26 protein-coding genes, 1 tRNA gene, 1 pseudogene and 1 riboswitch are annotated in these 26,705 nt (G+C 34.9%); of the genes and pseudogenes, 10 read left to right on the top strand and 18 right to left on the bottom strand.

The features are described 5' to 3' along the window. Positions 1 to 48 precede the first annotated feature (48 nt). Positions 49 to 1,827: a methyl-accepting chemotaxis protein gene (locus MKX83_RS09490; RefSeq protein ID WP_095369724.1), complete on the bottom strand. Its 1,779-nt coding sequence runs from the start codon at positions 1,825 to 1,827 to the stop codon at positions 49 to 51. A gap of 277 nt (positions 1,828 to 2,104) precedes the next feature. Between MKX83_RS09490 and MKX83_RS09485 the strand changes: the two genes are divergently transcribed. The 4 genes from MKX83_RS09485 (at position 2,105) to MKX83_RS09470 (ending at position 4,975) form a co-directional block, all read left to right on the top strand. Further along, the gene (locus MKX83_RS09485) at positions 2,105 to 3,148 is read left to right on the top strand and encodes an acyltransferase family protein (protein ID WP_095369725.1); all 1,044 of its coding nucleotides are present in this window, start codon (positions 2,105 to 2,107) and stop codon (positions 3,146 to 3,148) included. A 185-nt stretch (positions 3,149 to 3,333) separates the two neighbouring features. Further along, positions 3,334 to 3,407: transfer RNA gene (locus MKX83_RS09480), tRNA-Arg, on the top strand. 323 nt (positions 3,408 to 3,730) lie between these two features. Next, on the top strand, positions 3,731 to 4,030 hold the full coding sequence (locus MKX83_RS09475) for a hypothetical protein (RefSeq protein WP_095369726.1): 300 nt from the start codon (positions 3,731 to 3,733) through the stop codon (positions 4,028 to 4,030). A 393-nt stretch (positions 4,031 to 4,423) separates the two neighbouring features. Continuing rightward, a complete protein-coding gene (locus tag MKX83_RS09470) occupies positions 4,424 to 4,975 on the top strand; it encodes a DUF3231 family protein (RefSeq protein ID WP_307314720.1) in 552 nt (183 codons plus the stop codon). Between the two features lie 149 nt (positions 4,976 to 5,124). On the opposite strand, the gene MKX83_RS24630 is transcribed toward MKX83_RS09470, so the two are convergent. Then, positions 5,125 to 5,256 (bottom strand): YopX family protein, encoded by a 132-nt coding sequence (locus MKX83_RS24630; RefSeq protein ID WP_157733738.1) that lies wholly within the window; start codon positions 5,254 to 5,256, stop codon positions 5,125 to 5,127. A 193-nt stretch (positions 5,257 to 5,449) separates the two neighbouring features. On the opposite strand from MKX83_RS24630, the gene MKX83_RS09465 reads away from it, so the two are divergent. Both MKX83_RS09465 and MKX83_RS09460 read left to right on the top strand, forming a co-directional pair. Next, positions 5,450 to 5,644 carry a hypothetical protein gene (locus MKX83_RS09465; RefSeq protein ID WP_095369728.1) on the top strand — a complete coding sequence of 65 codons (195 nt, stop codon included), beginning with the start codon at positions 5,450 to 5,452 and terminating at the stop codon, positions 5,642 to 5,644. A 68-nt stretch (positions 5,645 to 5,712) separates the two neighbouring features. After that, complete coding sequence (locus MKX83_RS09460) at positions 5,713 to 5,877, top strand: hypothetical protein (RefSeq protein WP_180316979.1); 165 nt, start codon at positions 5,713 to 5,715, stop codon at positions 5,875 to 5,877. 74 nt (positions 5,878 to 5,951) lie between these two features. Here the strand turns inward: MKX83_RS09460 and MKX83_RS09455 are convergent, their stop codons facing one another. Next, the gene (locus MKX83_RS09455; RefSeq protein WP_095369729.1) at positions 5,952 to 6,146 is read right to left on the bottom strand and encodes a hypothetical protein; all 195 of its coding nucleotides are present in this window, start codon (positions 6,144 to 6,146) and stop codon (positions 5,952 to 5,954) included. 228 nt (positions 6,147 to 6,374) lie between these two features. Here MKX83_RS09455 and MKX83_RS09450 point away from each other — a divergent pair, with 228 nt between their 5' ends. After that, complete coding sequence (locus MKX83_RS09450) at positions 6,375 to 8,105, top strand: B12-binding domain-containing radical SAM protein (RefSeq protein ID WP_095369730.1); 1,731 nt, start codon at positions 6,375 to 6,377, stop codon at positions 8,103 to 8,105. A gap of 50 nt (positions 8,106 to 8,155) precedes the next feature. Here the strand turns inward: MKX83_RS09450 and MKX83_RS09445 are convergent, their stop codons facing one another. Continuing rightward, entirely contained in the window at positions 8,156 to 8,293 is a 138-nt protein-coding gene (locus tag MKX83_RS09445; protein ID WP_307314721.1) for a hypothetical protein, read from the bottom strand. After that, positions 8,294 to 8,452, bottom strand: a complete 159-nt coding sequence (locus tag MKX83_RS09440) for a hypothetical protein (RefSeq protein WP_180316980.1) — start codon at positions 8,450 to 8,452, stop codon at positions 8,294 to 8,296. It abuts the gene before it with no gap. A 143-nt stretch (positions 8,453 to 8,595) separates the two neighbouring features. Between MKX83_RS09440 and MKX83_RS09435 the strand changes: the two genes are divergently transcribed. After that, complete coding sequence (locus MKX83_RS09435; RefSeq protein WP_095369731.1) at positions 8,596 to 8,934, top strand: DUF3905 domain-containing protein; 339 nt, start codon at positions 8,596 to 8,598, stop codon at positions 8,932 to 8,934. Positions 8,935 to 8,977: 43 nt separating this feature from the next. Here the strand turns inward: MKX83_RS09435 and MKX83_RS09430 are convergent, their stop codons facing one another. Continuing rightward, the gene (locus MKX83_RS09430) at positions 8,978 to 10,342 is read right to left on the bottom strand and encodes a TrkH family potassium uptake protein (RefSeq protein ID WP_307314723.1); all 1,365 of its coding nucleotides are present in this window, start codon (positions 10,340 to 10,342) and stop codon (positions 8,978 to 8,980) included. Between the two features lie 197 nt (positions 10,343 to 10,539). Between MKX83_RS09430 and MKX83_RS09425 the strand changes: the two genes are divergently transcribed. Continuing rightward, entirely contained in the window at positions 10,540 to 10,737 is a 198-nt protein-coding gene (locus tag MKX83_RS09425) for an alpha/beta-type small acid-soluble spore protein (RefSeq protein WP_095369732.1), read from the top strand. Positions 10,738 to 10,794: 57 nt separating this feature from the next. Here MKX83_RS09425 and MKX83_RS09420 read toward each other — a convergent pair whose 3' ends face one another. The 7 genes from MKX83_RS09420 to MKX83_RS09390 all read right to left on the bottom strand — a co-directional run bounded on the left by MKX83_RS09420 (position 10,795) and on the right by MKX83_RS09390 (position 18,914). Next, complete coding sequence (locus MKX83_RS09420) at positions 10,795 to 11,961, bottom strand: anti-sigma factor domain-containing protein (RefSeq protein WP_095369733.1); 1,167 nt, start codon at positions 11,959 to 11,961, stop codon at positions 10,795 to 10,797. Then, positions 11,958 to 12,713 carry an RNA polymerase sigma-I factor gene (gene sigI, locus MKX83_RS09415; protein ID WP_095369734.1) on the bottom strand — a complete coding sequence of 252 codons (756 nt, stop codon included), beginning with the start codon at positions 12,711 to 12,713 and terminating at the stop codon, positions 11,958 to 11,960. The genes MKX83_RS09420 and sigI overlap by 4 nt, the downstream gene beginning before the upstream one ends. 412 nt (positions 12,714 to 13,125) lie before the next feature. Beyond that, a complete protein-coding gene (gene nhaC / locus MKX83_RS09410) occupies positions 13,126 to 14,505 on the bottom strand; it encodes a Na+/H+ antiporter NhaC (protein WP_180316981.1) in 1,380 nt (459 codons plus the stop codon). Positions 14,506 to 15,044: 539 nt separating this feature from the next. Then, positions 15,045 to 16,625, bottom strand: a complete 1,581-nt coding sequence (locus tag MKX83_RS09405) for a peptide chain release factor 3 (RefSeq protein ID WP_233435266.1) — start codon at positions 16,623 to 16,625, stop codon at positions 15,045 to 15,047. 231 nt (positions 16,626 to 16,856) lie between these two features. Beyond that, the gene (locus MKX83_RS09400; RefSeq protein WP_095369736.1) at positions 16,857 to 17,051 is read right to left on the bottom strand and encodes a twin-arginine translocase TatA/TatE family subunit; all 195 of its coding nucleotides are present in this window, start codon (positions 17,049 to 17,051) and stop codon (positions 16,857 to 16,859) included. Between the two features lie 202 nt (positions 17,052 to 17,253). Then, positions 17,254 to 17,895, bottom strand: a complete 642-nt coding sequence (locus MKX83_RS09395; RefSeq protein ID WP_180316982.1) for a cell wall hydrolase — start codon at positions 17,893 to 17,895, stop codon at positions 17,254 to 17,256. Positions 17,896 to 18,077: 182 nt separating this feature from the next. Further along, positions 18,078 to 18,190: riboswitch (TPP riboswitch) on the top strand. Positions 18,191 to 18,389: 199 nt separating this feature from the next. Then, entirely contained in the window at positions 18,390 to 18,914 is a 525-nt protein-coding gene (locus MKX83_RS09390; protein WP_095369738.1) for an RNA polymerase sigma factor, read from the bottom strand. A 702-nt stretch (positions 18,915 to 19,616) separates the two neighbouring features. On the opposite strand from MKX83_RS09390, the gene MKX83_RS09385 reads away from it, so the two are divergent. Next, positions 19,617 to 23,939, top strand: coding sequence for a S8 family peptidase (locus MKX83_RS09385; protein WP_095369739.1), 4,323 nt, complete (start codon positions 19,617 to 19,619; stop codon positions 23,937 to 23,939). A gap of 68 nt (positions 23,940 to 24,007) precedes the next feature. On the opposite strand, the pseudogene MKX83_RS09380 reads toward MKX83_RS09385, so the two are convergent. The 5 genes and pseudogenes from MKX83_RS09380 to MKX83_RS09360 form a co-directional block, all read right to left on the bottom strand. After that, a pseudogene (locus tag MKX83_RS09380) lies at positions 24,008 to 24,088 on the bottom strand (YjcZ family sporulation protein); the annotation flags it as partial. 113 nt (positions 24,089 to 24,201) lie between these two features. Beyond that, complete coding sequence (locus MKX83_RS09375) at positions 24,202 to 24,306, bottom strand: YjcZ family sporulation protein (protein ID WP_095369741.1); 105 nt, start codon at positions 24,304 to 24,306, stop codon at positions 24,202 to 24,204. A 569-nt stretch (positions 24,307 to 24,875) separates the two neighbouring features. Continuing rightward, positions 24,876 to 25,202, bottom strand: coding sequence for a hypothetical protein (locus MKX83_RS09370; protein WP_341055174.1), 327 nt, complete (start codon positions 25,200 to 25,202; stop codon positions 24,876 to 24,878). Positions 25,203 to 25,256: 54 nt separating this feature from the next. Then, positions 25,257 to 25,457, bottom strand: a complete 201-nt coding sequence (locus MKX83_RS09365) for a hypothetical protein (RefSeq protein ID WP_341055171.1) — start codon at positions 25,455 to 25,457, stop codon at positions 25,257 to 25,259. Positions 25,458 to 25,857: 400 nt separating this feature from the next. After that, complete coding sequence (locus tag MKX83_RS09360) at positions 25,858 to 26,394, bottom strand: GbsR/MarR family transcriptional regulator (RefSeq protein ID WP_095369743.1); 537 nt, start codon at positions 26,392 to 26,394, stop codon at positions 25,858 to 25,860. Between the last annotated feature and the right edge of the window lie 311 nt (positions 26,395 to 26,705).

Below are 26,705 nucleotides of genomic sequence, written 5' to 3'. Positions count from 1 at the left end.
TAAAAAAACAAGTACCCGCTTAAACTAGCAGAATACTTGTTTTCCCCATTATAGTTTAAATTTTTCTATAAGTTTACTTAATGTATTAGCCATTTCAACTAACTTTTGTACATATAGCTGGATGTTTTCCATTGAATCATTTGTATGTGTAACAGAATTACTCGTCTCTTCTACTGCAGCTGCTGATTGTTGAGAAACCGCAGCGATATTTTCTATAGATTCGCTCATCCCAACTGAATTATCTAGCATTTCTACCATACTTGATGAAATATGTTCGATATCTCCATGGATATCAGTGATGGCAGTTGATATACTTTGGAAGGTATTGGCTGTTTGATGAATTTTATTACTACCAATCTCTACTTGCTCATAGCCGGCTTGTAACGATTCTACGACTCCAACAGACTCTGACTGAATTTTATTGACGATTGAAGTGATATCACTTATTGAATAGGAGACTTTTTCAGCAAGTTTTCTTACTTCCTCCGCAACAACAGCAAAGCCCTTGCCATGCTCTCCTGCTCTCGCAGCTTCAATCGCCGCATTTAATGCCAATAAATTCGTTTGGTTAGCGATTTCATGTATCACAGATATTAACTTATTTACTTGTTTCGTTTCTTGATCTAACCCTTTCACTCGATGCATCGAATCATTAATTATTTCATCTATCCTATTCATTTGCTCTTTAGAATTTTCCATCAATTCATTTCCTGCTAATGTCATATTCTTCACATTTGAGGCTGCTTCACGCATAGAAACACTTTTCGTTTCTGCATTCTCCACTTTAAATAAGTAATCTTCCATAATTTTTGATAAATCCGCACTTGCACTTGCTTGCTCTTCTGCTCCTCCCGATAATTCCTCCATTGTCGCCGATATTTCTTGACTAGCAGCTGCGACTTCAGATGAAACGGCACCAAGGTGAACACTTCTCTCATTTAAACTTTGTGAAACTGTAAGCATTTCTTGAATCATTTGGCGCAACTGGTGTTTCATTTGGTTAAAAGCGTCTGCGATTTCTGTAATTTCATCCTGATTATTCGAATGAATATCACTAGCTTTTAAGTTTCCTTTTGTTATTTCCTTTGAAGCTGTCACAACCTTTGTAAGACGATAAGCTAATTGTTTATTCACGATTTTATGACTAAAAAATCCGAAAATTGCTGATAGTACTAGTGACAGTACTAAGATAACAATTGAAACGATCATCATCCAACTCGCTTGGTTAATGGCAGATTCCTGCTCTTCCTTAATAATAGATGTTAGTTCATCTAATGTATTCATTGTTTGCTCGATGTAATTATCCACCTGCAACTTCCCTAAGCGGTATTCGCGTACATGTTGTAACTTCACATTTGGTGCGATTTCATCATAAAATAATTGATTTACTTCTTTATCATATTCATTGATTTTAACAAACATTTCCTGTGCTGTTTCCGATTGGATCATTGCTTGTATTTCTTGTTGTTTATTCTTTATGTCTGTTTCTAAATCTTCATATGTATTTAAATGTTTTGGATTAGAATCAATAATATAATTCCCAATTGTCCCGCCTTTTAAGTAGAAATCTGTGCCTATATCAGCGATTTCTAGCGCTCTTTCACTTGCCTTCTCTGCTTCATTAAGTTTAAAGGTACTGTAGACAAGCATAATAAAAGACAAAATCGTTGATATAGTGAATACGCCTAAAGTAAGCCACAAAGCTACCCCATACTTTTGACCGATTTTTAACTTTCTCCATTTATCTGACTTGGACACCCGTATTAACATCGCATTTAAAAAGGGGATGCTACTTTGTTTTAAACGCCATTTTTTCAGTAATTTCAATATAATTCCTCCTTTTAAAAAAATGTATCCCTTTTAACAATAATGATTCTATTATACTAGATTCTGCTAACATTATAATCGATAAAAAGGGGATATTGAAGTAGTATTTTAACTAAAAATAGTTATATATACCTATACACTTCAATGCCATATTACCTTTACATGTCCATGTTTTGGATTTTTATCCACTCGTTCACATGTTTGAATTGATTTATTTTCTTACATAATGGGTATATAATAAGTGATGTTTTAGGGGGTCTTTAATAAAGGAGGATTTATGAGACAGCGTGATTACTTTTTTGATAACGCAAAGTTTATTCTTATTTTCTTTGTGGTATTCGGACATTTGATTCGCTCTTTTATTGAAGATAGTGAAACAATTTATACGCTTTACAAAGTGATTTATACATTTCATATGCCTGCATTTATATTAGTTTCAGGCTTTTTTGCAAAAGGGTATTATCAAAAGGGATATATTCAAAAAATAGCTAAAAAATTGATTTTGCCATACCTTATTTTCCAACTAATCTATTCGGTCTTTTATTATTTCTTACATCAAGGTGCAGCCTTTAACGTGGATCCGCTTAATCCACATTGGTCGCTATGGTTCTTAATTTCTTTATTTTTCTGGCATCTATTGTTATTGATATTTGCCAAATTCAAACCTAGTGTAGCCATTATCCTCTCTTTTGCGATTGGGCTAGCTGTAGGATATGCTGATTGGGTTACAAACTATTTGAGCTTATCTAGAACTTTTGTGTTTTTCCCATTCTTCTTACTAGGTTATTTAATGAAGAAAGAGCATTTCCAAGTTTTATTTAGACCATCGGTTCGCATCGGTGCGATTGGTATTTTTGTAGCTGTCTTTGTGTTATTCTACTTTAATCCAAACATCAACTATGAATGGTTACTTGGGTCAAAGCCATATTCCGTCGTTGATGATGCATCTATTTCGTCCATGTTAACTAGATTAGGTTTCTATTTACTCAGTTTGATGATGATGGCATGTTTCTTTGCCTTTGTGCCTAATAGACATTATTCATTTACAAAGCTAGGTAAAAACACATTATACGTTTATCTTCTTCACGGGTTTTTCGTACGAGTATTTAGAGAAAGTGAAGTGCAGGATTTCTTCAATGATGCAAGAAGTTTTCTCTTGTTAGCAGGACTCGCCTTAGTGCTTACTTTGCTATTATCAAGCAAATGGGTCACCGCAGTGACTCAGCCGCTGATTGAGTTAAGCACTGCACGGTTTAAACAACTAAAGAGACAGATTAGAACGATCTTTCGATATTATCGTAGAAAATACCGAATTGGTTAAATAGGTAAGGCAGTAGTTACAGTGCTATGTAACTACTGCCTTTTATAATTTATACATCTATGGGCGCTCTTTCCCCATTATTTTAATACCATAAAAATCATTAAAAATTTTCAAAGGCTTTATTATTGACCGTTTATTTATATAGGTATATAATTTTATATTGTCAAAAGAAAAAAACAATATATGTCCCAGTAGCTCAGCAGGATAGAGCAACAGCCTCCTAAGCTGTAGGTCGTAGGTTCGATTCCTATCTGGGACGCTAATTATAAAAGGTCGATAACCCTTGGTATTAAAGGGGGTTATCGACCTTTTATTTTTAATTTCCATTTCTTACATTCCAGTAAAAAATAATAGTTAGGGTCGGAATGAATTTTTTAATATTTTTATTCAAAAAATGTCCCTTCCTACTTACTTATTTATATGTAAACCTAGCTTAGCTCAATCAATCGATTATTTGTTTAATATACAGTGGTCATTAATATCATTTTTACTTCTTTAGGTTTTAAATCCAATCTTTCACATTTGATTAACATAAGATACAAAGTCAGCTGGCAATTAGATTTGAAAGGAAGTTTGATATTTATGGCTATAACTGTTCCTGTTCCAGGTTTAGGTGATGTTATTGTTCTTACCTCAGGTGGTGAAACTGCTGAATCAAGCTGTACATTTCCAGGTTCTGGAGCACCTGCACTAAAAGAATATCAAGTAGAGCAAGGTCAACTTTATATCATTGGGTGTAATAGTTTCCCATTAGGTGGAGGTACTGTTGCTTATATTTTAGATGCCCAAGATATTAATATACCAGATTTAATCAATGCAATATTAGGACTTGCTATTGTTCAGGATAGCGGCGGAAAGGTAAATAGATTCACTGCCATTTAATTTTCGATCCAGAGGGGTACAAGCCCTCTGGATTTACCCCAGCTACCTTTTGTTAATTTACGGCATCACCTAATCAACTTTAATCCATGTTAGCAAACTTTTCTATTGGTAGCATTTCCTAACGATGCATTGCTATTTTTTCATATCTGCAAGCATTTTGTTAGAATCAGCATGTTTTTATGGGTTCTCCGACTTAATGAAAACGAATAAGTTCCTCCTACGTTTTTATGTTCGAGTACTATAATTTGCTAATAAGTCCTATCTGATCAATTGAGCGCAACTTTAGTTTATTTATTTCATGGTACATTTTCTTATATTCTCATTACACACATAGTTATTTAACTTTTGGAGATAATTTAGATTAAATAACTAAAGATTACGGAGGGATGATCATTGCCTAACGCTTTTCAAGCAGTTATAAATTACATAAAATCAACATCGATAGAAGATGATCCTAAACAAAATCCACATATAGGAGAAGCCATGGGGTGTTGGTTGTACTACACTTCAATTGCTGAAGAAATTCCTGCATTAGAAACTTGTTTAAATACAACTACTGATAAAGAGTTATTAGATTTATTAACTGAATCGAAAAGATTAGCTGAACACCAAAAAAGAACTTTAGAAAATTTTATGATAAATGAAGGTATCCCTCTTTCAAATACAGCTCAATCGAAGCCTAACTCTGATCCGAATAACATTCCATTAGGTGTTAAATCTACAAATGATGAAATTGCAAATTTAATTAGTATTAAAATCGCTTCAAATATCATGATGTGTTCAACTAACATGACTCAATCAATTAGAAATGATATTGGACTTATGTGGGCTAGATTTTATGCAGAAAAAATGATATTTAGTATGAATCTTAAAAACACAATGCACAAAAGAGGCTGGCTAAAAATCCCCCCTTACTTTCATCCTCCCGGAGCACCTAGACCCTGATCTTGGTGCTCATTTTGATAAAAGAATTCTTTAGATGTATGTACCCCTTTGTTTGCAATAATCTACAAAGTTCTTTCTTTATATTCCTTTGTTCATTTAATTCAGGCAAATTCAGCAGTTGAAAGAATGCTTCATCAAAATTTAATACCTTAAAAATGCTCTTGGTCAGTAACTATAATGACATCCACTTCATAAATCTCCTTGCCGTTATTGTCTTTTATTCCTATATAAACAGACTGTTTATTTAAATTTAATAAAAACACTGCGATTAATTTGGTCATCTAAATAAATTTGCGACTAAAATCTTCTTAATAAACACTACTATTTTAATCGGCACTATCCACTTCATAAATTTCTAATTATGTATCAAATTTCCTTTCGATTACCTTATTTTATCATTTCACAAAAAACACAAAATAGATTATCATTACATTATCACATATTAGTACCAGGTATAAAAGGAGTAAAACGTTTATGATGTTTCCAACAATTGTAAGTAAACAAGATAATGTAGTTCATATTGTTAAAAATCAAAAAAAGACGGAATGTGGTTTTACTTATCATCACTTTACAATAGTTAATCGTTCAGATTTAAGGCGGATAAAGTTTATTAGTAAAGATTCCATCACTTGTGCCATGTGCTTACAACATTACCTTAACCAAAAATAATTAATTCTTTCATTTATGAATGGTGCCAAATTAACTAGTGCAACCTAATTAACATGGAGGTGCCTTTAATGAGTGATATTGAAAAATCTCGAAAAATTGGCCAAAAACAATATGAAATGGATCCAATGGATCAAGGTTTAAACCTTTTCTCCATGATGATCAATCAGGCTACTGGCATTGATAAAGGAAATGATGGGATTATTGAAGAAGAAAAAAACAATCGTAAAGAATAAATAAATGGCTATAGATATTATACTTTTGATGAGTATATGTCTATAGCCATTTTTTTATATTATTTATAACAATACTACCCATGTATTGATGCTCTCCTTGTGCGTGAGGTGACCTTCTGTTTCTTCAAGAAAAAGATGAGCTTTTCTTGATGATGCATGGACTTCGAAAATAGTCGGTGAAACAACCACTCAGGTATATCACCTTCTAAAAAGTAATTTATACCAACAAACCAAAAGCGGTGCCACTGTATAATCGCTGCGATTAACATCTTATCACTCCTCCTTTGATAGGTTAATCATACCTTACCAATTTAAAGACAATATGAAGTCAATGTTAAAACTTATTAATTTTTAACTTTAGGATTTTAATAAAAATTATGATAAAATAAAATGTATTGCCTAGAAAACTGTCAAATGAAAACGTTAGTCAAAGATAAGAAGCTGTTAGGTATTTATGCCTCGACCGCTTTTCTTAATGCATATAAAAGGAGAAGAAAATGAAAGTCATTGCGTCAACATTAAACGCTAAATATATTCATACTAACCTTGCCATAAGGTATTTAAAAGCATTTGCTGAGCCTGATTTCAACGTTGAACTAGCTGAATATACAATTAAAGACCCAGTTATGAATATTGTTACTGATTTAATTAATAAGCAACCAGATGTCATAGGTTTCAGTTGTTATATATGGAATATTGAAGAAACAATTAAAGTCATTCGTATGATCAAAAAAATAAATGCGGAAGTAATAATTATACTTGGTGGACCAGAAGTGACCTATGATGTCCCTGAATGGTTAGAGAATGTTTCAGAGATTGATTTTATCGCTGTAGGTGAAGGTGAAGAAACTTTTAAACAGCTACTTCATCAAATAGATGGTGAAAAGGATTGGCGCAAAGTGAACGGCATTGCTTATCTTGAAGATGGCAAATTGCATGTTAATCCACAAAACAACAAACTTAACCTTCGTGAACTCCCCTCTCCTTTTCGATTTGAAGAGGATAAGAGGGAACTTGGCAAAAGGGTTACATATATTGAAACGAGTAGGGGCTGCCCTTTTAGTTGTCAATTCTGTCTTTCTTCCATTGAAGTTGGTGTTCGATATTTTGATCGTGAAAAGGTGAAAGAAGATATTCGTTATTTAATGCGAAACGGTGCGAAAACGATTAAATTTGTGGATCGAACATTTAATATTAGCCGGAGTTACGCGTTAGAAATGTTTCAATTTCTTATTGATGAACATATGCCTGGCGTGGTTTTTCAATTCGAAATTACAGCTGATATTATGAGGCCAGAAGTCATTCAATTTCTAAACGATCACGCACCTGCTGGTTTATTCCGGTTTGAAATTGGCGTACAATCAACTAATGATTATACGAATGAATTAGTGAAGCGAAAACAAAACTTTCAGAAGTTGACTCGAACAGTGACAATGGTAAAAGAAGGTGGCAAGATTGATCAGCATCTTGATTTAATTGCTGGTTTGCCTGAGGAGGATTATGCATCATTCAAGAAGACCTTCAATGATGTTTTTGCTCTGCGTCCAGAAGAATTACAACTAGGATTTTTAAAAATGTTGAGGGGTACAGGGTTAAGACAAAGTGCTGCCAATCACCAATATATTTATATGGATCAATCACCTTATGAAATCCTTGGAAACAATGTATTATCATTCCAAGATATTATCCGAATCAAACAAGTAGAAGATGTATTAGAAAAATATTGGAATGACCATCGGATGGATCATACGATTGAATACTTAGTTACAAACATTTTCCCTACCCCTTTTGATTTTTTCCAAGAGTTCGGAAGTTATTGGGAAGGGAAAGGCTGGTCAAGAATTGGCCACCAATTAGAAGATTTATTCCATCGATTATTTTCTTTCTTAGAGGATACAAAAGTGAAAAATTTAGAGGTCATAGAAGGCTTAATGAAATATGATTACCTATCTAATCAAAAATATAAACCTAGAAAACCTTGGTGGCCATCCTCAATTGATAAAAAAGAACGATCTTTGCTTTATCAACATTTTCTGAAAGATCCAAGTTCCGTCAGCAAAGACTTTGCTCAATTACATTTAAACGAAAAAGAACTATATAAGCATTCCATTGTAGAGAAGCTTCCATTTAATCTTGAGAAATATATTCAGACCGGTTTCATTGAAATGGATGAATCTGTGATGGTTGTATATTATGCCAAAGAACAGGCAGCTGTGTTTGCATCATAGAATGAAAAAACAAGCCAGAAAAGTAGTTTGAACTTTTCTGGCTTGTACTTTCATTTCTTATTAACCTTGACTTTTTTACTTGTAACTTCATAAATCTTTGAAGCGTTCAAATCGCCAAACTCCATCCCGAACTCAACATTCACTTGAGGAGGCTGTTTCTGTTTCCGCTCATTTTTCAACTGGTACATTTAACTTCTCCCTTTTCTTCCTTGTTTTGAATTGCGGTTGGCACCTTTATTTACATTTTCACCACTAGTAAATTCAGCTGAAAATTCAACATCTTCTTGATTGGCTTTTGGTGTCTTACTATATTTTTCAACAGCACGATGGCTAGCTTTTCTCTTCATTTTCTGACTCCTCCTTCATATTTCGTAAGAACAAACATATTTTCCGCCTAATTTAGGGTCATTATGCTTACCTTTTATTTCTTCATGTTCAATCTCATAAACGATTAAACAGAAGAGAAAGATAAAAAGAGGAGTGATAATAAGTGAAAAGAAAAAACAAGCAAGAGCGAAGCGAAATAGAAAGTTTACCACATCAAATTTCTTCACCTGACTTTCGAAAAAGTCATAAGAAGCTTCAACCACCTTTTGTAAACGAATTTGGGGTAACAATTGGGGATAGTAATTATGTATCAGAGCAGTCTCCACTTGAGAATTGGAGTGATGACGTAGACCCAGCTGTGATGGCTGGAGACAAATGGGTTCATCCAACAAATGATATTGGTTTTAATACCCCTGAGAATCGCGCACTTATAGAAGAAAAAGAATTACCGGATGCTCCCTTCTCTCACCCAACAAAAGATGCAGGTTATAAAGCAGATTAGAAAACCAAGCTCTTTATTAAGCTTGGTTTTCATATCAACCTAATTATCCAATAATAATTCTTTCCTTTGGATAATGATAATGTGGCTTTTCTTCTTTACCACCTATGATATATAAAAATGAGGTTAAGCCTATTCTACCGACAAACATTAGTATCATAATGACAATTTTTCCAGTATTACTTAAATCAGCTGTTATCCCCATGGAAAGACCAGTCGTTCCAAAAGCAGAGCAAACTTCAAATATTATGGAAATAAGTGATAAATGTGTATTGGTAATGCTAATCAACACCACTGCTACAAAGCATAAAAGCGTGGCTAAAATTGTAATAACCAAAGATTTCAATATATCATCTTGATGAATTTCTCTGCGGAAGATTTTCACATGTTTATTTCCTTTGGCAAAATTCCAGATAAATAAAATATTTAAGGCAAAGGTAGTTGTCCGTATACCTCCACCAACAGAGCTCGGTGAAGCACCAATAAACATCATAATACTCATAATCAAGAGGGTTGGTAAAGTAAATTCACTAACATCCATTGTTGCTAACCCACCACTTCTCGTCGTCGCTGACTGAAATAGTGCATAAAAGAAACTTTCATGCCATGATAGCCCTTTAAAAAAATGCTGAAACTCCATAACTAAAATAATAATTGTTCCAAAAACGAGTAAAAAAGCGTATGTAACGGTTGTTACTTTAGTAAATAAAGAAAAACGATACGGGAGAGAGTTTTCCCATTTACGTTTTAATAGAAAAGCTTTGACTTCGATTAAAACAGGAAAACCAATTGCCCCTAAAGAGATTAAAATGATTGTAATAAACTGCACGAAATAATCATGGGCATATGGAATCATTGATGAACCTGTTATATCTAACCCTCCATTTGTTGTTGCACTTACAGAGGCAAATAATCCGTGGAGAAAAGCTTCGTCCCACGTAGGATAATACTTTAAAAAATGAAAGCCAAGTATAAACATTCCTATTACTTCGATAAGAATCATTAATTTAATTATTTCTTTCACTAGTTGAACAAGCCCAGAAAGCGCATACTGATTGTGATCAACCATAATTAGTTTTCTACTCTTCAATCCAATTTTCTTACCTAACAACATCCAAAAGAATGTACCTAATGCCATAATACCAATTCCACCAAATTGCATAATAATCATAATCACAAAATAACCAAAAACACTATAGGTTTGTGATAAATCAACAACGGTTAACCCCGTTACGCTAACAGCAGTTACAGCAGTAAATACAGTATCTATAAAGCTAACTTCTACACCTTTTTGATTCACACCTGGTAAATAGAGGAGTCCTACAGAAATTGAAATCGACAAGAAATAATATGCAGTGATTATTTGTGCTGGCGAACGCCTATTTATCCAGTCTTTTAAATCTTTTAACAAACGTTTTTCACCTCAACTAAACTCAATTACACTCTATAATAATATAATCTACCCCTGTTTTGAAAGCTAATTATTCTTTCTTTGCCAAAACAAGGATACAAACAGCTAATTTACCACTCATGAAATAAACGCAATACATCATAATACAAATACAGTGATATCAATTACTGTAAATTATCTTTAGGAGATGTGTAATCATGCCAAAGAATAGTAATAAACTTTTAGTACCGGGAATTGAACAATATTTAGATCAAGTTAAATATGAAATTGCTCAAGAGTTTGGCGTGCAGTTAGGTTCGGATACTGTTTCCAGATCTAACGGTTCAGTTGGAGGAGAAATTACAAAAAGATTAGTCCAACAAGCTCAAGCAGAACTTTCTGGAAAACAAAAATAACATGGCAAAAGTCCGAGGTTCAACTCGGACTTTTTATTATACCCATAAATCTTGCAATTATGGTGATTCTTTATTATATTTTTTCCTTTCATTATGTTTATCCCTTTTTTCATTATTGTGCTTGTCTTGATTATGCCTATTATGCCATTCATCGTCGTCATGAACATCGGAATTATCGGTATCATTTTGTTCTTTCTCATCATCGTCATCATCATCATTTTTATTTTTATGTTTTCCTTTAAATTTTTTATTTTCAATCTCCTTATTAGTGACAGCCGAAGAGTCATTGTGTTCATCATCAATATGCTTCTTATAACGAAACTTCTTCTCTTCAACCTCATTATTTGGTATTGATTCATTTGTCTCTATATTTGGATCGATAGCTTCATTATCATCAGAAGTGGGCACTGTCCCCTTCTCTTCCTTCACTTCTATGGATGTTTCCTTTTCTTTTTTTATTTCACTTTCTTTGTTATCTTCCTTACTTTCTTCTTTATCACTTGCAGTCTTTTTTTCTTCCTCAGATTCATTTACATCCGATTTTGCGGTATTGTCATATTCAGTCTTCTCGTTCAACTCCATGTATGCCCCTAGAGTAAGTCCTTTTTCTTGAGCTAACTCTCGTTCTGTTTTAGAGCCTTCAATTAAATGCAAACTTACATCTTCTTCATTTAATTCCCTTGTAACAAAGTCAGTATGTTTCCTTAATCTTTCTTCTTTAAAATATTGATCTGACATGACAACTGTGGCGAACGTTAATTCTTTTCCTTTTTGCATATAACCCTGACTCTTACAAATTAAAAGGATATCTGAAAATATGGTATCAAACTGTTTATTTTTCCAATCCGATATCTCTTGAATGATTTTTTTTCCATCTGCATTGTAACCCTTCAATTGAATCACTTCGAATTGTTCATTTACGGCTAGTTCAATACTTGGATTAATATCAATGGTCATATAAGCGTAGATTGTCTGTTCAGAATGATTAGGCCATAAGGATAAGCCTAAAAAGGAAAGAATAAATACAGCAGCAATCATAATCATTTTTACATATTTCGGTTTTTTAACAGATTCTACCTTATGGTTTTTCATCACAGGCTCAAACTCAATCTCTTGACCTATTTCATATATTGCTTCGTATTTATAACTAAAATAAAATTCTCCTTCATTTGTTAAAAGTGTTAAGAAACGTTCATCAATAGCGACAATCACTCCTCTTTTCACGTTTCTAACACCCCTTTCAAATAATCCTTTAAATAGACAAAGTCATTACATAGAACTAATGTCATTGCAATAATGTATTTACGATTTCTTTCTATTGTTTTTCTACTTACTTTTATTCTTGATTCCATATGCTTGATGGGTAATTTTTTGGTGGAATATAACAGGTCTTTCAACATCACATCATTGGCAATTAATTGGGCAATTTCAATAGCTGTCCTTCTTGCATCGGCATGTTTTGGCGAGCATTTTACAATCTCTTTGAAACTAATACCAAAATGAGATAAATCATTCGTGAACTTAATTATTTCTTCCTTCCTTGCCTGTTGATCTTGTATTTCTAAGTAGCCCCTTATCGATATTTCTGATTCTATTAATGCACTGGCTTGCTCATTCGAACCATCCTCATAGTGATGGCTTGCATCTAAACTAAGGTTCTGATGTTTCGATTGCTGTCTAATATAATCAATCACTCTTCGTTTAATAACAACCTCAGCAAAAGAAACGAAACTTGTCCCTTTTGCTCGATTATAATTATTAATAGCATCATTAAAAGCGATTAAACCCACGCTAAATTCATCATCGGAATCATATATAAATCTCCTGCAAACTAAAGATACCGACTTTGCTACAAAAGGTTTAAATTTATTTATAAACACATCTCTTAATTGTCGATCACCATTTTGAATTGCAAAAACTTCTTCTTCAATGGTTTTATGTTGTGTCTTCAAGCCTCTAAACAGTGATTTAATCATGCATTCACCTCTTTATTCACCCAAATTATAACACAGGAAATTTAGATGAATTGAGCATGAAGACTTGCCACAAACTTTATTAACCTATCTTTACAAATATACGGGTAAAATTAGAAAATTATAGGGGTAAAGAATATTTTTATACCACATTCACTACAATATAATGACAAAAGTTGTGCAACTTTCATACTTGTGAAATATAACTAAAAAAATGTTATCAAAAATTAAAATATATCAAAACGTCATCAAAATCTAAGACAACTTTCACTAAAATAATGGGAAAGCGAGAATATTTTATGAACTTATTTCAATAATTTTACATCCCTTTTATAAAAAAATAAAAAAGCCAATTTTCTCTTCATCTATTAGAAATCTAGAAGAGAAAATGGCTTATATTATACAAATTGAATGATTACTGCTTCTTCATTGTCCAACCTGTCCAACCATATAAAATAGTCATTAATGGACTTATTAAGCAAAATAAGGCAAATGGCAAGTAGGTTAATGTATTAACATCTAGCACTGTCGTTAGAAAGATTCCACAAACACTCCACGGTACAAGAGGATTAACCACTGTACCAGCGTCCTCTAAAACCCTGGATAAATATCGAGGATGCAAGTTCGCTTTACTAAAAGAGTCTTTATAAGCGTTACCTGTTAATAGGATAGATAAATACTGCTCACCTACAATAAAATTGATACCAACTGCCGTTGAAGCTGTTGCTGAAATTAATGGGCCACGTTTAGATAAGTAGTCAGTAATCCCACGAATAAGTGCTGCTAATATCCCTAATTTAATAAATAACCCTCCCATTGCTAAAGCCAATAGGACCAGTGAAATAGAGAAAAACATACTTTCCATTCCACCTCTAGTTAATAATGAGTCGATATCCTCAATCCCACTATTTGATGTATAACCACTAAATAAAATAGTAATAAGCTTAGCTAAATTCATTTCATTTTGCACAAAGAATGAAACAATAATTGCCGTAACGATTGAAGCTGCTAATGTAATTAAAGCAGGTATTTTCTTTATCGCTAGTACAACTAATACAAGAAAAGGTATGATTGCATACCATTTCACCAACCCTAGCGCTAATAAACCTTCCTGCATCTCATTAATTTTTACTAAGCTGGCTTCTTCCATTCCCTTCGGTGAAATTAGGAAAAAAATAATAAAGGATAAGATAAATACAGGAATTGTTGTCATACTCATTGTTTTAATATGATCAAATAAATCAACCCCAACTGTCATGGATGCTAAATTAGTTGTATCAGACAGTGGAGACATTTTATCTCCAAAAAATGCTCCTGAGATAATTGCACCTGCAGTAATAGCCGGGTTTAAATCTAATGCACCACTCAATCCCATAAATGCAACACCAATAGTCGCTGCTGTTGTTAATGAACTGCCAATACTCATACCAATAATAGCGGTAACAACAAAACTAATGGCATAAAAGTAATTCGGTCCTACAATATCTAAAGAATAATAAATGAACGTTGGAATTGTCCCGCTTGCCATCCAACTACTTATTAACATACCAATAAAAAAGAATAAAAATGTAGCGCCAAGCCCTGACTTTGTCCCATCCATAATGCCTTGTTCTATTTCTCTATACTTAACGCCTTTACATAATCCATAAATAATTAAAATGATCATCGATAATACAATGGGAATATGTGGTGGTGCCTCAAGGGCAATCATACAATAACTTATACCACTAAGGAGAATGATTGTGATAAGTATAGCTTCCCATGTTTTTACTTTGATGCTTGGTTCTTGTTGCATAATAAATTAACCTCCAATATTTCTAAAAGCGTAAAAAAAGAGCTCATAAATCCCTTATTTAGGGACGAATGATCTCCGCGGTACCACCCTAATTGACAAGACACCACACTTGTCCACTTCATCTATTTTAACCTTTATAGGTAGGTGTAATTCGAAAAATTTATGACCTGAACTTTCACCAACCATTCAGTCTCTTTAGCTGTTCATAAATCCTCTACTGGCACTACCGGTTAAATTATATAAAAACTAAGAATACTATTTTACTTAAACGCTTTTATGCACTAAAGTATTTTTGTAACGTATTTATACTATAATCTGTATTTCATTTACTGTCAATCATTATTTTTATATAAATAATTTGACCTTAGCCTATACTTTACGGACAACCACGGTTGCTAAAACTCATCTGTGGATCAACCTTCTTCTTTAAAAAGCAAGATGATGTTCGTGCCAAACATGTCAACCTTGTACGTTGATTGCTAAAATTAAAGATGCATATTAAAAGCACGCACAAAAATTGTGCGTGCCTTTAATTATATTTATTGTTGCTGCTGATCCATCGGATTATATAATGGTACATCTGGATTTTTATCTTGGAACCATCTAAGAGCAAAGTCATTTTCAAATAGAAACACTTGATGTTCATATCGGTCCTTCACAAGTAAACTACGTGAGCTAGAAAGGTTATCGTAATTGTCCTCACCTTCAACCCATCTTGCAATTTTAGAGCCTAACCTCTCCATTAATACTTCCGTGTTATATTCGTTTTTCATACGATGTTCAAATACTTCAAATTGTAATTGTCCAACTGCTCCGAGTAAATACTCATCTGTTTTCACAGTTTTAAAGAGCTGAATAGCTCCCTCTTGCACTAGCTGTTGAATCCCTTTATGAAAATGTTTTTGCTTCATTACATTCTTTGCTGTCACTCGAACAAATAATTCAGGGGTGAACTGAGGTAATTTTTCAAACTGGAAACCATTTTTATCACTTGTTAATGTGTCACCAATCTGATATGTTCCTGGATCATAAATCCCAATGATATCGCCACTTACAGCTTCGTTAACAGTACTACGATCATCTGCCATAAATTGTGTCGATTGTGCTAATTTCACTTGTTTACCCAGACGTGGAATATTTACACTCATCCCTCGTTCAAATTTACCTGAACAAATTCTAAGAAAAGCGATTCTATCCCTATGTGCAGGATTCATATTCGCTTGAATTTTAAAGATAAACCCTGAGAAGTCTTCTGTTAAAGGATTGATTTCTCCAACAGTCGATTCTCTTGGTTGAGGAGAAGGAGCAAACTGTAAATAAGATTCCAAAAACGTTTGCACACCAAAATTAGTCAAAGCACTGCCAAAGAAGACAGGTGTTAAATCCCCTGAAGCAATGCGGTCACGCGAAAATTCATTACCCGCTTCATTTAACAACATAATTTCTTCTAACGTTTGTTCATAAAGTCCCGATTGTTTTAGAGAATGTTCTTCGTTAATTTCTCCTTCATCATTCAATTCAAGGAAACGATCCTCTTCATCTACCCTAAATTGTTCAATGCGATTATTAAAACGATCATAAATGCCTAGAAACTCTTTCCCCATTCCTATTGGCCAATTCATCGGATATGATTCAATCCCCATTACTTCTTCTAATTCTGCTAAAAGTTCTAACGGCATCTTACCTTGTCGATCCAATTTATTGATAAATGTAAAAATAGGAATACCTCTCATACGGCAAACTTTAAAGAGTTTTAAAGTCTGATCCTCGATCCCCTTTGCTGAATCAATGATCATTACTGCACTATCCACTGCTGTTAATGTACGATAAGTATCTTCACTGAAATCTTGGTGTCCTGGTGTATCTAAGATATTGATTTTAGCTTGATTATACTCAAACTGCATAACACTAGACGTAACCGAAATACCACGTTGTTTTTCTATTTCCATCCAGTCACTTGTTGCATACTTCCCTGTCTTTTTCCCTTTAACAGTCCCTGCATCACGAATGGCCCCTCCGAATAAAAGAAGCTTTTCTGTTAAGGTTGTTTTCCCAGCATCCGGGTGGGAAATAATTGCAAATGTTCGACGTGATAATACTTCGTCTTTAAATGTACTCATAATAAAATTCCTCACTAACATGTATAAATTCTTATCTGTCGCTACTGCGTACCCTCAATTTTATCCTTGTATTAGAAACTTTGCAATGCGTATTCAATATATGGCATTTTATTTAAAAAGATAACCAATGAGTTTGCACGTTTTATTCACAATAATAATCCTATTGTCATCCAATATTGTTTTATTACAAACAAAAAAGCTGACATAAGATATGCCAACTTTTAGTTGAAATTACTTCTCTAAATTGTTTTTCTTCTTTTCATTAGAGTCCTCATCATCATTAGCTAAACCTTTAGCAGAGTTTTTAAACTCTTTCAACGTCTCTCCCACTGCTCGTCCAATTTCAGGTAACTTCTTCGGCCCAAAAATAATGAGGGCCAGTACAAGTATAAGAATGAGACCCGGTATACCAATATTTGATAACATAGTATCACTCCTTTATGTAAGACATAACGTAAGGTGATTATTTATATTTCAATTCCCATTATAATTGAACACCAAATAAAGGCAAGTAAATTCCTTATTAACAATCCTTTTTAACACGATAAAAAGAGCCTAATGTGACTGATGTCACCCTTGGCTCCTTATCATTAGTTCATCTTCGTTCAATAAGATAGAAGGGTTTGCTTTACATAGAAAAACGGTGATTACCGATTTCTGTAACAACTTCTCTCGTATTCAACCAAGATTGCGGTACGATTGTTGGATTGTGGAAAAAGACCGTTTCATCTGGCAATGCATGATTTTTCATTGCTTGTTTTACTGCTTTTTTTGCTTCTTTATCTGCAGGCTTATTAATCGAACCATTGTCAACAGGTTGAAATTGCTTATTTTCATAAATAACATCGCGAATGGTATCAGGAAAACGTTCGTCCTGGACTCGATTAATCACAACTTCTGCAACAGCTACCTTTCCTTCAAACGGTTCGCCTTTCGCTTCTGCATGGATAAGTCTTGCTAAAAGATCCTGCTCCTCAGATGTTAACGAAATGTCAGGCTTCTTTTCTTCCTTTACCTTTTCCTCTACTTTTGGAACGATAAGCTTATCACCTTTCTGAACCGTTCGATCTTCTAAATGATTCATTATTGTTAATTCTTCCTCAGACACTTCTAATTGATCAGCAATGGAAGTAATTGTTTCGTCCTCTTTAACCTCATATATATCATAAACATCTAATGTCTCAGCATAAACGCGTAAATCAGCAGATTGGATGAAATGGACTAAAAACAATGTACTTGCTGCAAAGATAACTGCAATCAGTTTCAACATTTTTTCCTCCATTCATATATACATTTAAATCAAAATAACAAAATTAAGACTAACATGGATAGAAAGACTACTTCAAACGCAATGTTTTCCATGGGTAATTAGGATATTTCTCCCAGATTAATTTAGACTAGCATTATAATAAACTTCTACTACAATAATGGTGGAAATAAAAACGCAAATAAACCAAAATGTGGGGGGGCCAGTAATTGCTGGTTGAGATTTCATCCGTTTTAGATGATGACCCTTTGAACCTGATCTGTCTCATAGCAGCGTAGGGAACATATTTAAAACAATTCATATATTTTTGATATGCGCCCATAGTGAATCCTTTGGGCGTTTTTTATTTCCTTCAAGAAAATAAAAAGGAGGAAATGGAGAGAATCAAACGATTATTGGAGTAAAAAGCGAGGTGATTTAAAAGCGCATATCTTGTCTTCTCTAGAGGAATAAGATATACACTTTTACAATACTGATGACAAAAAATAAGCCATCTATCATAATAGATGGTATTGATCCCCATATGTGTTTTTCCAAATTTTCTTTAATGATTTAATAGCTCTCGTTGTGGTAATTCTCACCTTATCCTCTCTCCAACCTAAAATTTCTGCAGTTTCTTTAATGGTACATTCTTTTATTTTTCTTAACACTAATACATTTCGGTAATTCGTTTTCAAGTGGTTTATTGCCTGATATAACGCATGAACTCCCTCATCCTGAATAAATTGATTTTCTGGAATAGAATGATTTTTTATCCAATCTTTATTTAAATATAACTCATGTTGTAACTTCTGTTGTTTTCTAATAAAATCAATCGTCGTATTTTTAGCAATACTGAATAACCAACTATGGATTTTGTCTGGGTGCTCAACCTGATTTTTTGACATAAAAGCTTTAATAAATGTATCTTGCGTTAGATCTTCCGCTGTTTCTTGTTGCTCAATCATTGAATAAATAAACCTAAAGATTTGATGATGATAAATACGATAGATTTCAATAAATGATTGGCCGTCTGATCCCAACCCCTTTTCATCCTTTCTTTATCTTTCCTACATATTACAATTCCAAAGAAACTTGAATTTTCCTTCTTTTCCTTTTCTAAAAAAAGCGACAAGTTTTTTCTAGAAAATAAGACAAGATTACTTTCAGTTTTAATCGAAACTATTTACCTAATACAAAAAACTTTCCATAACCTCCGTACTAATTTTCCTATACTTTATCTATTTAGTTCCTTTTAAGTGAAACATACCCTGTAACAATTATTTCTACTATTGTATATGCAAAAAAATATTTCTTTTTACCCACCAAATGAACATCAAATCTCTCCCCTCTTACTATCGACCCTATACTTATGAACGCAATCAAAAGACTTATAAAAATTTGTAAGATTTTCCAACACAACTACTAAATACTTAATTTTCTAAAAATTTGATCAATTATCTGTCCTTTTTTTTGAAAACAAGCAAAGAATCGGCAAAAATTCTCATAGCTTTGGTTTCAAATGTACTAATTATTGATTTGTTCGCTATTACGATTAACTCATTTTAAAAAACGAACAAAAAAATTCGACATTTTCCGACAACTTTGAAGCCCTTCGTTAGCTAGAGTGTTAATCATAAGGAGAGCTACTTTTATTTTGAAAAGTAAACACTCCTTCATATATGAGGAGGTGAATACCAAGGATTATTCAAATATAATGAAAACATTTTTAGGAGGGGAATTACTTGAAGCGTAAAAGAAAAAATGGTTGGTTTCGTCTACTAAGTATGGCTATGATTGCTTTCTTAATCGTGCCAATGATGTTTCCTAGCATCAGCTCTGCTAGTAATAAAGGTGTAAATACCTCTGTAGCAAAGTCAGCTAGTGAAGTAGCAGAAAACAAAATAAGCAAAACATTAACGAAAGAATTTAAAAAAGAAGAACAAGTAACATTTTTAGTGAAATTCAAAGAAAAAGCTGATCCTCAAAAATCAGCACAAAAAGCAGAAAAAGCTGCAGCTGCTCAAAAACAGTCTGCTGCTCAAGCAAAATATATGAAACGCTCAGCTATTGTTTCAGATATGAGAACAGTGGCAATTGAATCACAAGATACTGTGCTTTCTTACCTTGAAAAACAAGAAAAGAAAGGAAACGCCAAAGAAGTTCAATCTTTCTTTATCGTAAATGCGGTTGCTGTTACAGCGACTAAAGATGTAATGGAACAAATCGCCACTTTCCCTGAAGTGGAAAAAATTCTACCAAATGAAACAAGAAAGCTACATACACCAACGGTAGAAGAGCAAGCAAAAGCGGAAGAAGCTGGTAAGATCAATAATATTGAATGGAATATTGATCATATCGGAGCACCTGCTGTGTGGGAAATGGGCATAGACGGTTCAGGTACAGTTGTCGCTTCCATTGACACAGGTGTTCAATGGAATCACCCAGCATTAAAAGAGAAATATCGTGGGTATGATCCTGCTAATCCAGAATCACCAGATCATGAGTACAATTTCTTCGACGCTGTGAGTGGCAATGAAGAATCTTATGATGACCACGGTCACGGTACACATGTAACGGGTACTATGGTTGGTTCTGAGCCAGACGGTGGCAACCAAATTGGTGTTGCACCCGGCGCAGAATGGATTGCTGCTAAAGCATTAGATGCTGGCGGTAGCGGTTCTGATGCTCAATTAATTGCAGCTGGTGAGTGGATTTTAGCTCCTACAGATGCTGAAGGTAATCCAAACCCAGCAATGGCGCCAGATGTGGTTAACAATTCATGGGGCGGCGGTCCTGGAATCGATGATTGGTATAGAGAAGTAGTTCAAGCATGGCGTGCTGCTGAAATCTTCCCTGAATTCTCTGCAGGAAATACAACTTTATTTAATCCAGGTGGTCCTGGTTCAGTTGCGAATCCTGGTAACTTACCAGAAGCGTACACAACTGGAGCAACGGACATCAATGATAACCTAGGAAGCTTTTCATTATTAGGACCTTCCCCTTATGGAGGAATTATTAAACCAGATATTTCAGCTCCTGGTGTAAATATCCGCTCATCGGTACCTGGCAGTGGATATGAAGGTGGCTGGAACGGAACTTCCATGGCAGGTCCGCATGTTGCAGCTGTTGCTGCTCTTCTTCGACAAGTGAATGCAAGTTTAACTGTTGAAGATATGGAAGAAATTATTTCTTCTACTGCGATACCTTTAACAAATGAAACATATACAGAAGTACCTAACAATGGCTTCGGTAATGGATTAGTAAACGCTTACGATGCTGTTAACTCTATCTTAGATGGATTGGGGACAATTAAGGGTACTGTCGCTAAAGATGGCGAAGATGAAGAAGCGCCAACATTAGAACATGAAGCAATTGAAGAAACTTATGCTGGTATGGATTTACCATTAGAAGTTTCAGCTGCTGACAATGTAAGTGTAACAAATGTAACCGTTGAATATACAGCTGCTGATGGAAGCACAAAAACAGTTACAGCTGCACGTGACAGTGGGGATTACAAATCTGGCACGTATAGTACAGTTATTCCAGGAGATGACATTGCTGAACCTTCTGTCTCCTATAAATTCATTGTGACTGACTTCGGTGGAAACACAGTTGAAAGTGACATGTATGAGGTATCTGTATTGCCTGGTATTACAGTTGGCTATTCAACAGACTTTGAATCAACTCCAGCTGGCTGGACTTCTTCTGGCGCCGCTAATAACTGGGAGTGGGGTGTACCGACTACAGGGCCTGAAAGTGCTTTCTCTGGAGAAAAAGTATTTGCAACTGGCTTAGACAGTCAATATGCAAGTAATGCAAACATGACACTTGTTATGCCTCCGATCGATTTACCAGAAGGAAATAGCTTTTTACAATTTAAACAATGGTATAACATTGAAAATAATTATGATTATGGCCATGTTTTCGTCTCAACAGACCAAGAAAATTGGACTCAACTTGCTAGATATACTAATCTTTCAAATGATTGGGTTGATGGCCAGGTTGATTTAAGTGAATATGCAGGTCAAAGAATTTATATCGGCTTTAACTTAACAACTGATGGTTCTGTAACCAGACCTGGTTGGTACATTGATGATGTTGCATTAACAGACACACCACTTGAAACTGCGAAAACTGGAAAAGTTACATTAGAAAAGAAAGATGCGAAAACTGAAGCAAAAAAAGACGCGAAACCAGTAAACGCTGATAAGATCCAACCTAATACTGAAAATGCTACAGTTGAAAAAGGATCTGACAAAAAAGCAACTCCTATGTCTTTACCACTTGGTGCAAAGGTGAGTGTCCTTGAATCAGGTAGATCTGTAAATACGAACCCTGCTGATGGTTCTTACCAATTAGTACACGCGGCTGGAGAATTTACTCTTTTAGCAGAAACATATGGATTTGCTTCAGAAACGCAAACCGTAAATGTTGAAGCAGATGGAGAAGCAGTTGCAAACTTCGTCTTAGATGAACTACCGCAAGGAACAATTAACGGTTCCGTAACAAATGAAAGAACTGGTGAACCAATTACTGGAGCAACTATCCTGCTTGTTGAGGATGCAAAAGTAACACCAGTTACAACAGATGAAAATGGTAACTATTCAATTACGGCTTATGAAGGTGAATACACTCTACGTGTAATGGCTAACTCTTATTCAAGTAAAGATGTGACGGTTACACTTGATGAAGAAAACGTGGAAGTAAATATCGAACTAAAACCATTCATCGGTTTTGAAGGTGAAATTGGCTATGATGATGGTACAGCTGAAAACGCACGTGCATTCTATGATGCTGGCAATGGCTGGGGTGTTCGTATGAGTCTTGAAGAGGGTCAAGAATCTGCAATGGTTACTGGCGGTTTATTCCGATTCTGGGATACATCTTTTCCAACACCTGGTGGAACAGATTTCCAAGTTGCGATTTATGATGCAACAGACAATGGTACCCCTGGTGAAAAACTAGCTGGACCTATTGATGCAACAGCATTAAGAAATGGTGAATGGACACATGTCGATCTTGCCACTGAAGGTGTAACAGTAGATGGTGATTTCTTCATGGTTTATATTCAAACAGACCCTAACCCTAATGCTCCTGGATTAGGAACAGATGAGAATGGAGATAACGCTGGACGAAGCTTCCAATTAGTTGGTGGCGCTTGGTCAGCTTCACCTGCTGCTGAAGGAAACTATATGATTCGTGCGGTAGTAAACTATGAATTAACATCACCAACTATTACTTCCCCAGCTGATGGAAGTTATACTAATGAAGAAACAGTAACTGTGGAAGGTTCAACACAACCAAATGTGGATGTTAAAGTGTACAATGGTGATGAAGAAGCTGGAACAACAACTGCTAGTGCAGAGGGTGAATTCAGCTTAGATGTTGAATTAAATGAAGGTGAAAATGTCTTAACTGCTACAGGTGTAAGCGAGGTTGGTGAAACGGATCCTTCAGAGCCAGTGACAATTACATTAGATCAAGAAGCTCCATCACTTGCTATTACTAGTCCTGAAGATGGTTCGAAAACAAATAAAGAAGCGGTGACTGTAGAAGGAACGGTTTCTGATGACCACTTAGATACTGTTACAGTAAATGGCCAAAATGCAAATGTATCTGATGGTACATTCTCAAAACGTATTTTATTAGATGAAGGTACAAACGAAATTACAGTTGTTGCTACTGACGAAGCGGGTAACTCTTCGACTGAAACTGTAACAATTGAAGCCAAATACTCAAGCCTTGATATTGAAAACCTTCAACCAGGAGAAGATAAAGAATTAGCCGCTGGTCAAACAGTGAAAATTGAATTTGACAGTGAGCCAGGCTTAAAAGCAACATTTGCATTAAAAATGCCTTTAACAAACTTACGTGCACAAACCACAAACGTAAATGACCTACCAATTATGGAAACATCTCCAGGTCACTATGTTGGTTATTATACTGCAACTTCTAATGTTGTAGCTCCTGGTGCAGAAATTGAAGTCACTGTTAAAGATAGCTTTGGCAATAAAGCAACGGAAATCGCTGAAGGAAAACTTTATATTAATGCACCAATAGATTAATTATTTTGCCCAAATGAAATAAAAAGAGGGAGATGCCTTTATTGGCATCCCCTCTTTTTATTTAGCAATTATCTAAAACAAGCAGCTCCAACGATGATTAAAAGGATGAATAATACAACGATCAGTGCAAAACCGCCACCGAAACCGCCACATCCGCCACCGTATCCGTAACCGCCATAACCGCAGCCTCCACCGTAACCATACATAAAAAGATCTCCTCCTATTTTTTATATTTACCCTTTATCCCAAAACCATTAGGTGATTAGCAGCAGCCACCGTATCCCCAAGAAGCTCCAATAATCACTAACAAAATAAATAAAACAACTAGGAGTGCAAAGCCTCCACCGTATCCAAATCCTTCTGACATTTGAATAACCTCCTTTATCTTGATTCTATATATCCTATTCAACTAACCTAATATGTGCGATAGTCAAATGCACATTTTTAGGGCAAATAACTATAGGCTTATCCAAGAGGAGTGTATCTTCTGTCTCTCGAACCCCTTCATCCAACTCTTACCGGTTTATATATAAATTGCTCCGCTTTCTCTTCTGGTTTACGTTCTGAATGCCGGGCAAACCTATTTTGCGAAGCACTCATTTATCAATTTTCTTTTGAGTGAACTGCTAATTCTTTTTGCGAAGCACTCACTTCTCGAGTTCCTTCTGAATGACTTGCTAATCACTTTTGCGAGGCACTCACTCTTCGATTTCCTTCTGAGGGACTTGCTAATCACTTTTGCGAAGCACTCACTCTTCGGTTTCCTTCTGAGGGACTTGCTATTCCCTTTTACGAAGCACTCACTCTTTGAGTTCTTTCTGAGTGACTTGCTAACCCCTTTTGCGAAGCACTCATTCACCGATTTTCTTCTGAGTGACCTGCTAATCCCTTTTGCGAGGCACTCACTCTTCGATTTCCTTCTGAGGGACTTGCTAATCACTTTTGCGAAGCACTCACTCTTCGGTTTCCTTCTGAGGGACTTGCTAACCCCTTTTGCGAAGCACTCACTTCTCGGTTTCCTTCTGAGGGACCTGCTAATCCCTTTTGCGAGGCACTCACTCTTCGATTTCCTTCTGAGTGAACTGCTAATCCCTTTTGCAAAGCACTCACTCTTCGGTTTCCTTTTGAGGGACTTGCTAATCCCTTTTGCAGAGCACTCACTCTTCGGTTTCCTTCTGAGTGAACTGCTAATCCCTTTTGCAAAGCACTCACTCTTCGGTTTCCTTCTGAGGGACCTGCTAACCCCTTTTGCGAAGCTCTCATTCATCGATTTCCTTCTGAGTGACCTGCTAATCACTTTTACAAAGCACTCATTTATCAATTTTCTTCTGAGTGAACTGCTAATCCTTTTTGCAAAGCACTCACTCTTCGGTTTCCTTCTGAGTGACCTGCTAATCCCTTTTGCAAAGCACTCACTCTTCGGTTTCCTTTTGAGGGACTTGCTAATCCCTTTTGCAAAGCAATCACTCTTCGGTTTCCTTTTGAGGGACTTGCTAATCCCTTTTGCGAAGCACTCATTCATCGATTTCCTTCTGAATAGCGCATGTCCATTCTGCGCGGCTTTTCCTAATATTTCAATCCTCTCTGAATGCAGCGCATGTTTAATGTTAAGCTAACAATATATAAGTTATGTATGCACCTATGAAGCTATCTTCCTTTTCTCCTGAGAACCGTGATTCTCCATATTGAGACGCTCCTTTTTTGCCCACCCCCTCTATCTCAGTGACTGAGACCACATTTTATGTGAACCAACATAAAAAGCCACAGAAACAAGAGCTGTGGCTTTCAGAGTGTAGACAAACTCCTTTTTCAAAAATTCATTTGAAGAAAAAGGAGCTTTGTTTCTTTTTTAGTTATATTGTTGTTGTTACGTAACAACAACATATATTGATGGGGTAGTAATTATAGAAAACGTTATTTAAGAATTTCTTTCCTTTGGCACAAGTTGATAAATTTCACCTGTTTCAAAACTATTCACTAATCGCCCTAGCCAATCATAATAATTTAGGGCCTCATGTAATTTTGTTACATCTTCACGAGCTGCTGCTAAAACCTCTTCTGGGGCATTTTCCTCTTCTATTAATAAATTGATTTCCTTTAATGATTTCTCGATTGCGGAAATATTCATGGAAATACTCGGTCTCCACTTCGTTGTAAAAAGATCAACAAAAGTTTGATGCCAATCTTCTTCAGCTTGATACTGATCTTTTCTTGACCCTTTTCTCCATACTTTTTCCACCATTTTTAATTCTAATAAATTTCTTACAGAGGTACTCATACTGGTTTTACTCATACCTAATTCTTCTTTCATTTCATCTAACGTCATTGGTTTTGCTTGAAAATATAATAAACCATATAACCTACCTACAGATGGTGTTATCCCGTAAAGATTCATATTTTGAGAAATGGTTTCAATTACTCTTTCTCTGGCTTTGTCTAACCTTTCTTCATACATTGTTTCATCATCACACCCATTTTTATTTCATTGATATTTATTATTGTTCATTATAGTTAACTAAAACTTGTCATGTCGAGAAATTTATAATTTTAGCTTATCATTTTTTCCTCCTATGTAAAGAAAGCACATCAATTGGAATATCGAGCATTCAAGAGCATTTATAAGAATTCACTGTATACAGTTCGTACAGTTTTTACTGTACAAACTATATTATAGAATATGCTCATATATGAACTTTGCTCTTATTTCTTTAAACTCCTACAATTAAGGAGGTCGTAATTCACAGGAAAATAGAACGAGGATTCATA

This window comes from Cytobacillus sp. FSL M8-0252 (assembly GCF_038007345.1).
In the GTDB taxonomy this organism is placed as follows: domain Bacteria; phylum Bacillota; class Bacilli; order Bacillales; family Cytobacillaceae; genus Cytobacillus; species Cytobacillus kochii.
Note: the sequence above shows the minus strand (reverse complement) of the source record. Positions and strands in the feature narration are given on the sequence as shown.

Coding starts and splice junctions, on each gene's coding strand:
- MKX83_RS09475 (WP_095369726.1), top strand. CDS start 3,731: ATGGCTATAACTGTTCCTGTTCCAGGTTTAGGTGATGTTATTGTTCTT.
- MKX83_RS09425 (WP_095369732.1), top strand. CDS start 10,540: ATGCCAAAGAATAGTAATAAACTTTTAGTACCGGGAATTGAACAATAT.
- MKX83_RS09450 (WP_095369730.1), top strand. CDS start 6,375: ATGAAAGTCATTGCGTCAACATTAAACGCTAAATATATTCATACTAAC.
- MKX83_RS09485 (WP_095369725.1), top strand. CDS start 2,105: ATGAGACAGCGTGATTACTTTTTTGATAACGCAAAGTTTATTCTTATT.
- MKX83_RS09400 (WP_095369736.1), bottom strand. CDS start 17,051: ATGTTATCAAATATTGGTATACCGGGTCTCATTCTTATACTTGTACTG.
- MKX83_RS24630 (WP_157733738.1), bottom strand. CDS start 5,256: ATGACCAAATTAATCGCAGTGTTTTTATTAAATTTAAATAAACAGTCT.
- MKX83_RS09405 (WP_233435266.1), bottom strand. CDS start 16,625: ATGAGTACATTTAAAGACGAAGTATTATCACGTCGAACATTTGCAATT.
- MKX83_RS09360 (WP_095369743.1), bottom strand. CDS start 26,394: ATGTATGAAGAAAGGTTAGACAAAGCCAGAGAAAGAGTAATTGAAACC.
- nhaC (WP_180316981.1), bottom strand. CDS start 14,505: ATGCAACAAGAACCAAGCATCAAAGTAAAAACATGGGAAGCTATACTT.
- sigI (WP_095369734.1), bottom strand. CDS start 12,713: ATGATTAAATCACTGTTTAGAGGCTTGAAGACACAACATAAAACCATT.
- MKX83_RS09445 (WP_307314721.1), bottom strand. CDS start 8,293: ATGTACCAGTTGAAAAATGAGCGGAAACAGAAACAGCCTCCTCAAGTG.
- MKX83_RS09460 (WP_180316979.1), top strand. CDS start 5,713: ATGAGTGATATTGAAAAATCTCGAAAAATTGGCCAAAAACAATATGAA.
- MKX83_RS09370 (WP_341055174.1), bottom strand. CDS start 25,202: ATGAGAGCTTCGCAAAAGGGGTTAGCAGGTCCCTCAGAAGGAAACCGA.
- MKX83_RS09375 (WP_095369741.1), bottom strand. CDS start 24,306: ATGTCAGAAGGATTTGGATACGGTGGAGGCTTTGCACTCCTAGTTGTT.
- MKX83_RS09465 (WP_095369728.1), top strand. CDS start 5,450: ATGATGTTTCCAACAATTGTAAGTAAACAAGATAATGTAGTTCATATT.
- MKX83_RS09365 (WP_341055171.1), bottom strand. CDS start 25,457: ATGAGTGCTTCGCAAAAGGGATTAGCAAGTCCCTCAAAAGGAAACCGA.
- MKX83_RS09395 (WP_180316982.1), bottom strand. CDS start 17,895: ATGTTGAAACTGATTGCAGTTATCTTTGCAGCAAGTACATTGTTTTTA.
- MKX83_RS09455 (WP_095369729.1), bottom strand. CDS start 6,146: ATGTTAATCGCAGCGATTATACAGTGGCACCGCTTTTGGTTTGTTGGT.
- MKX83_RS09440 (WP_180316980.1), bottom strand. CDS start 8,452: ATGAAGAGAAAAGCTAGCCATCGTGCTGTTGAAAAATATAGTAAGACA.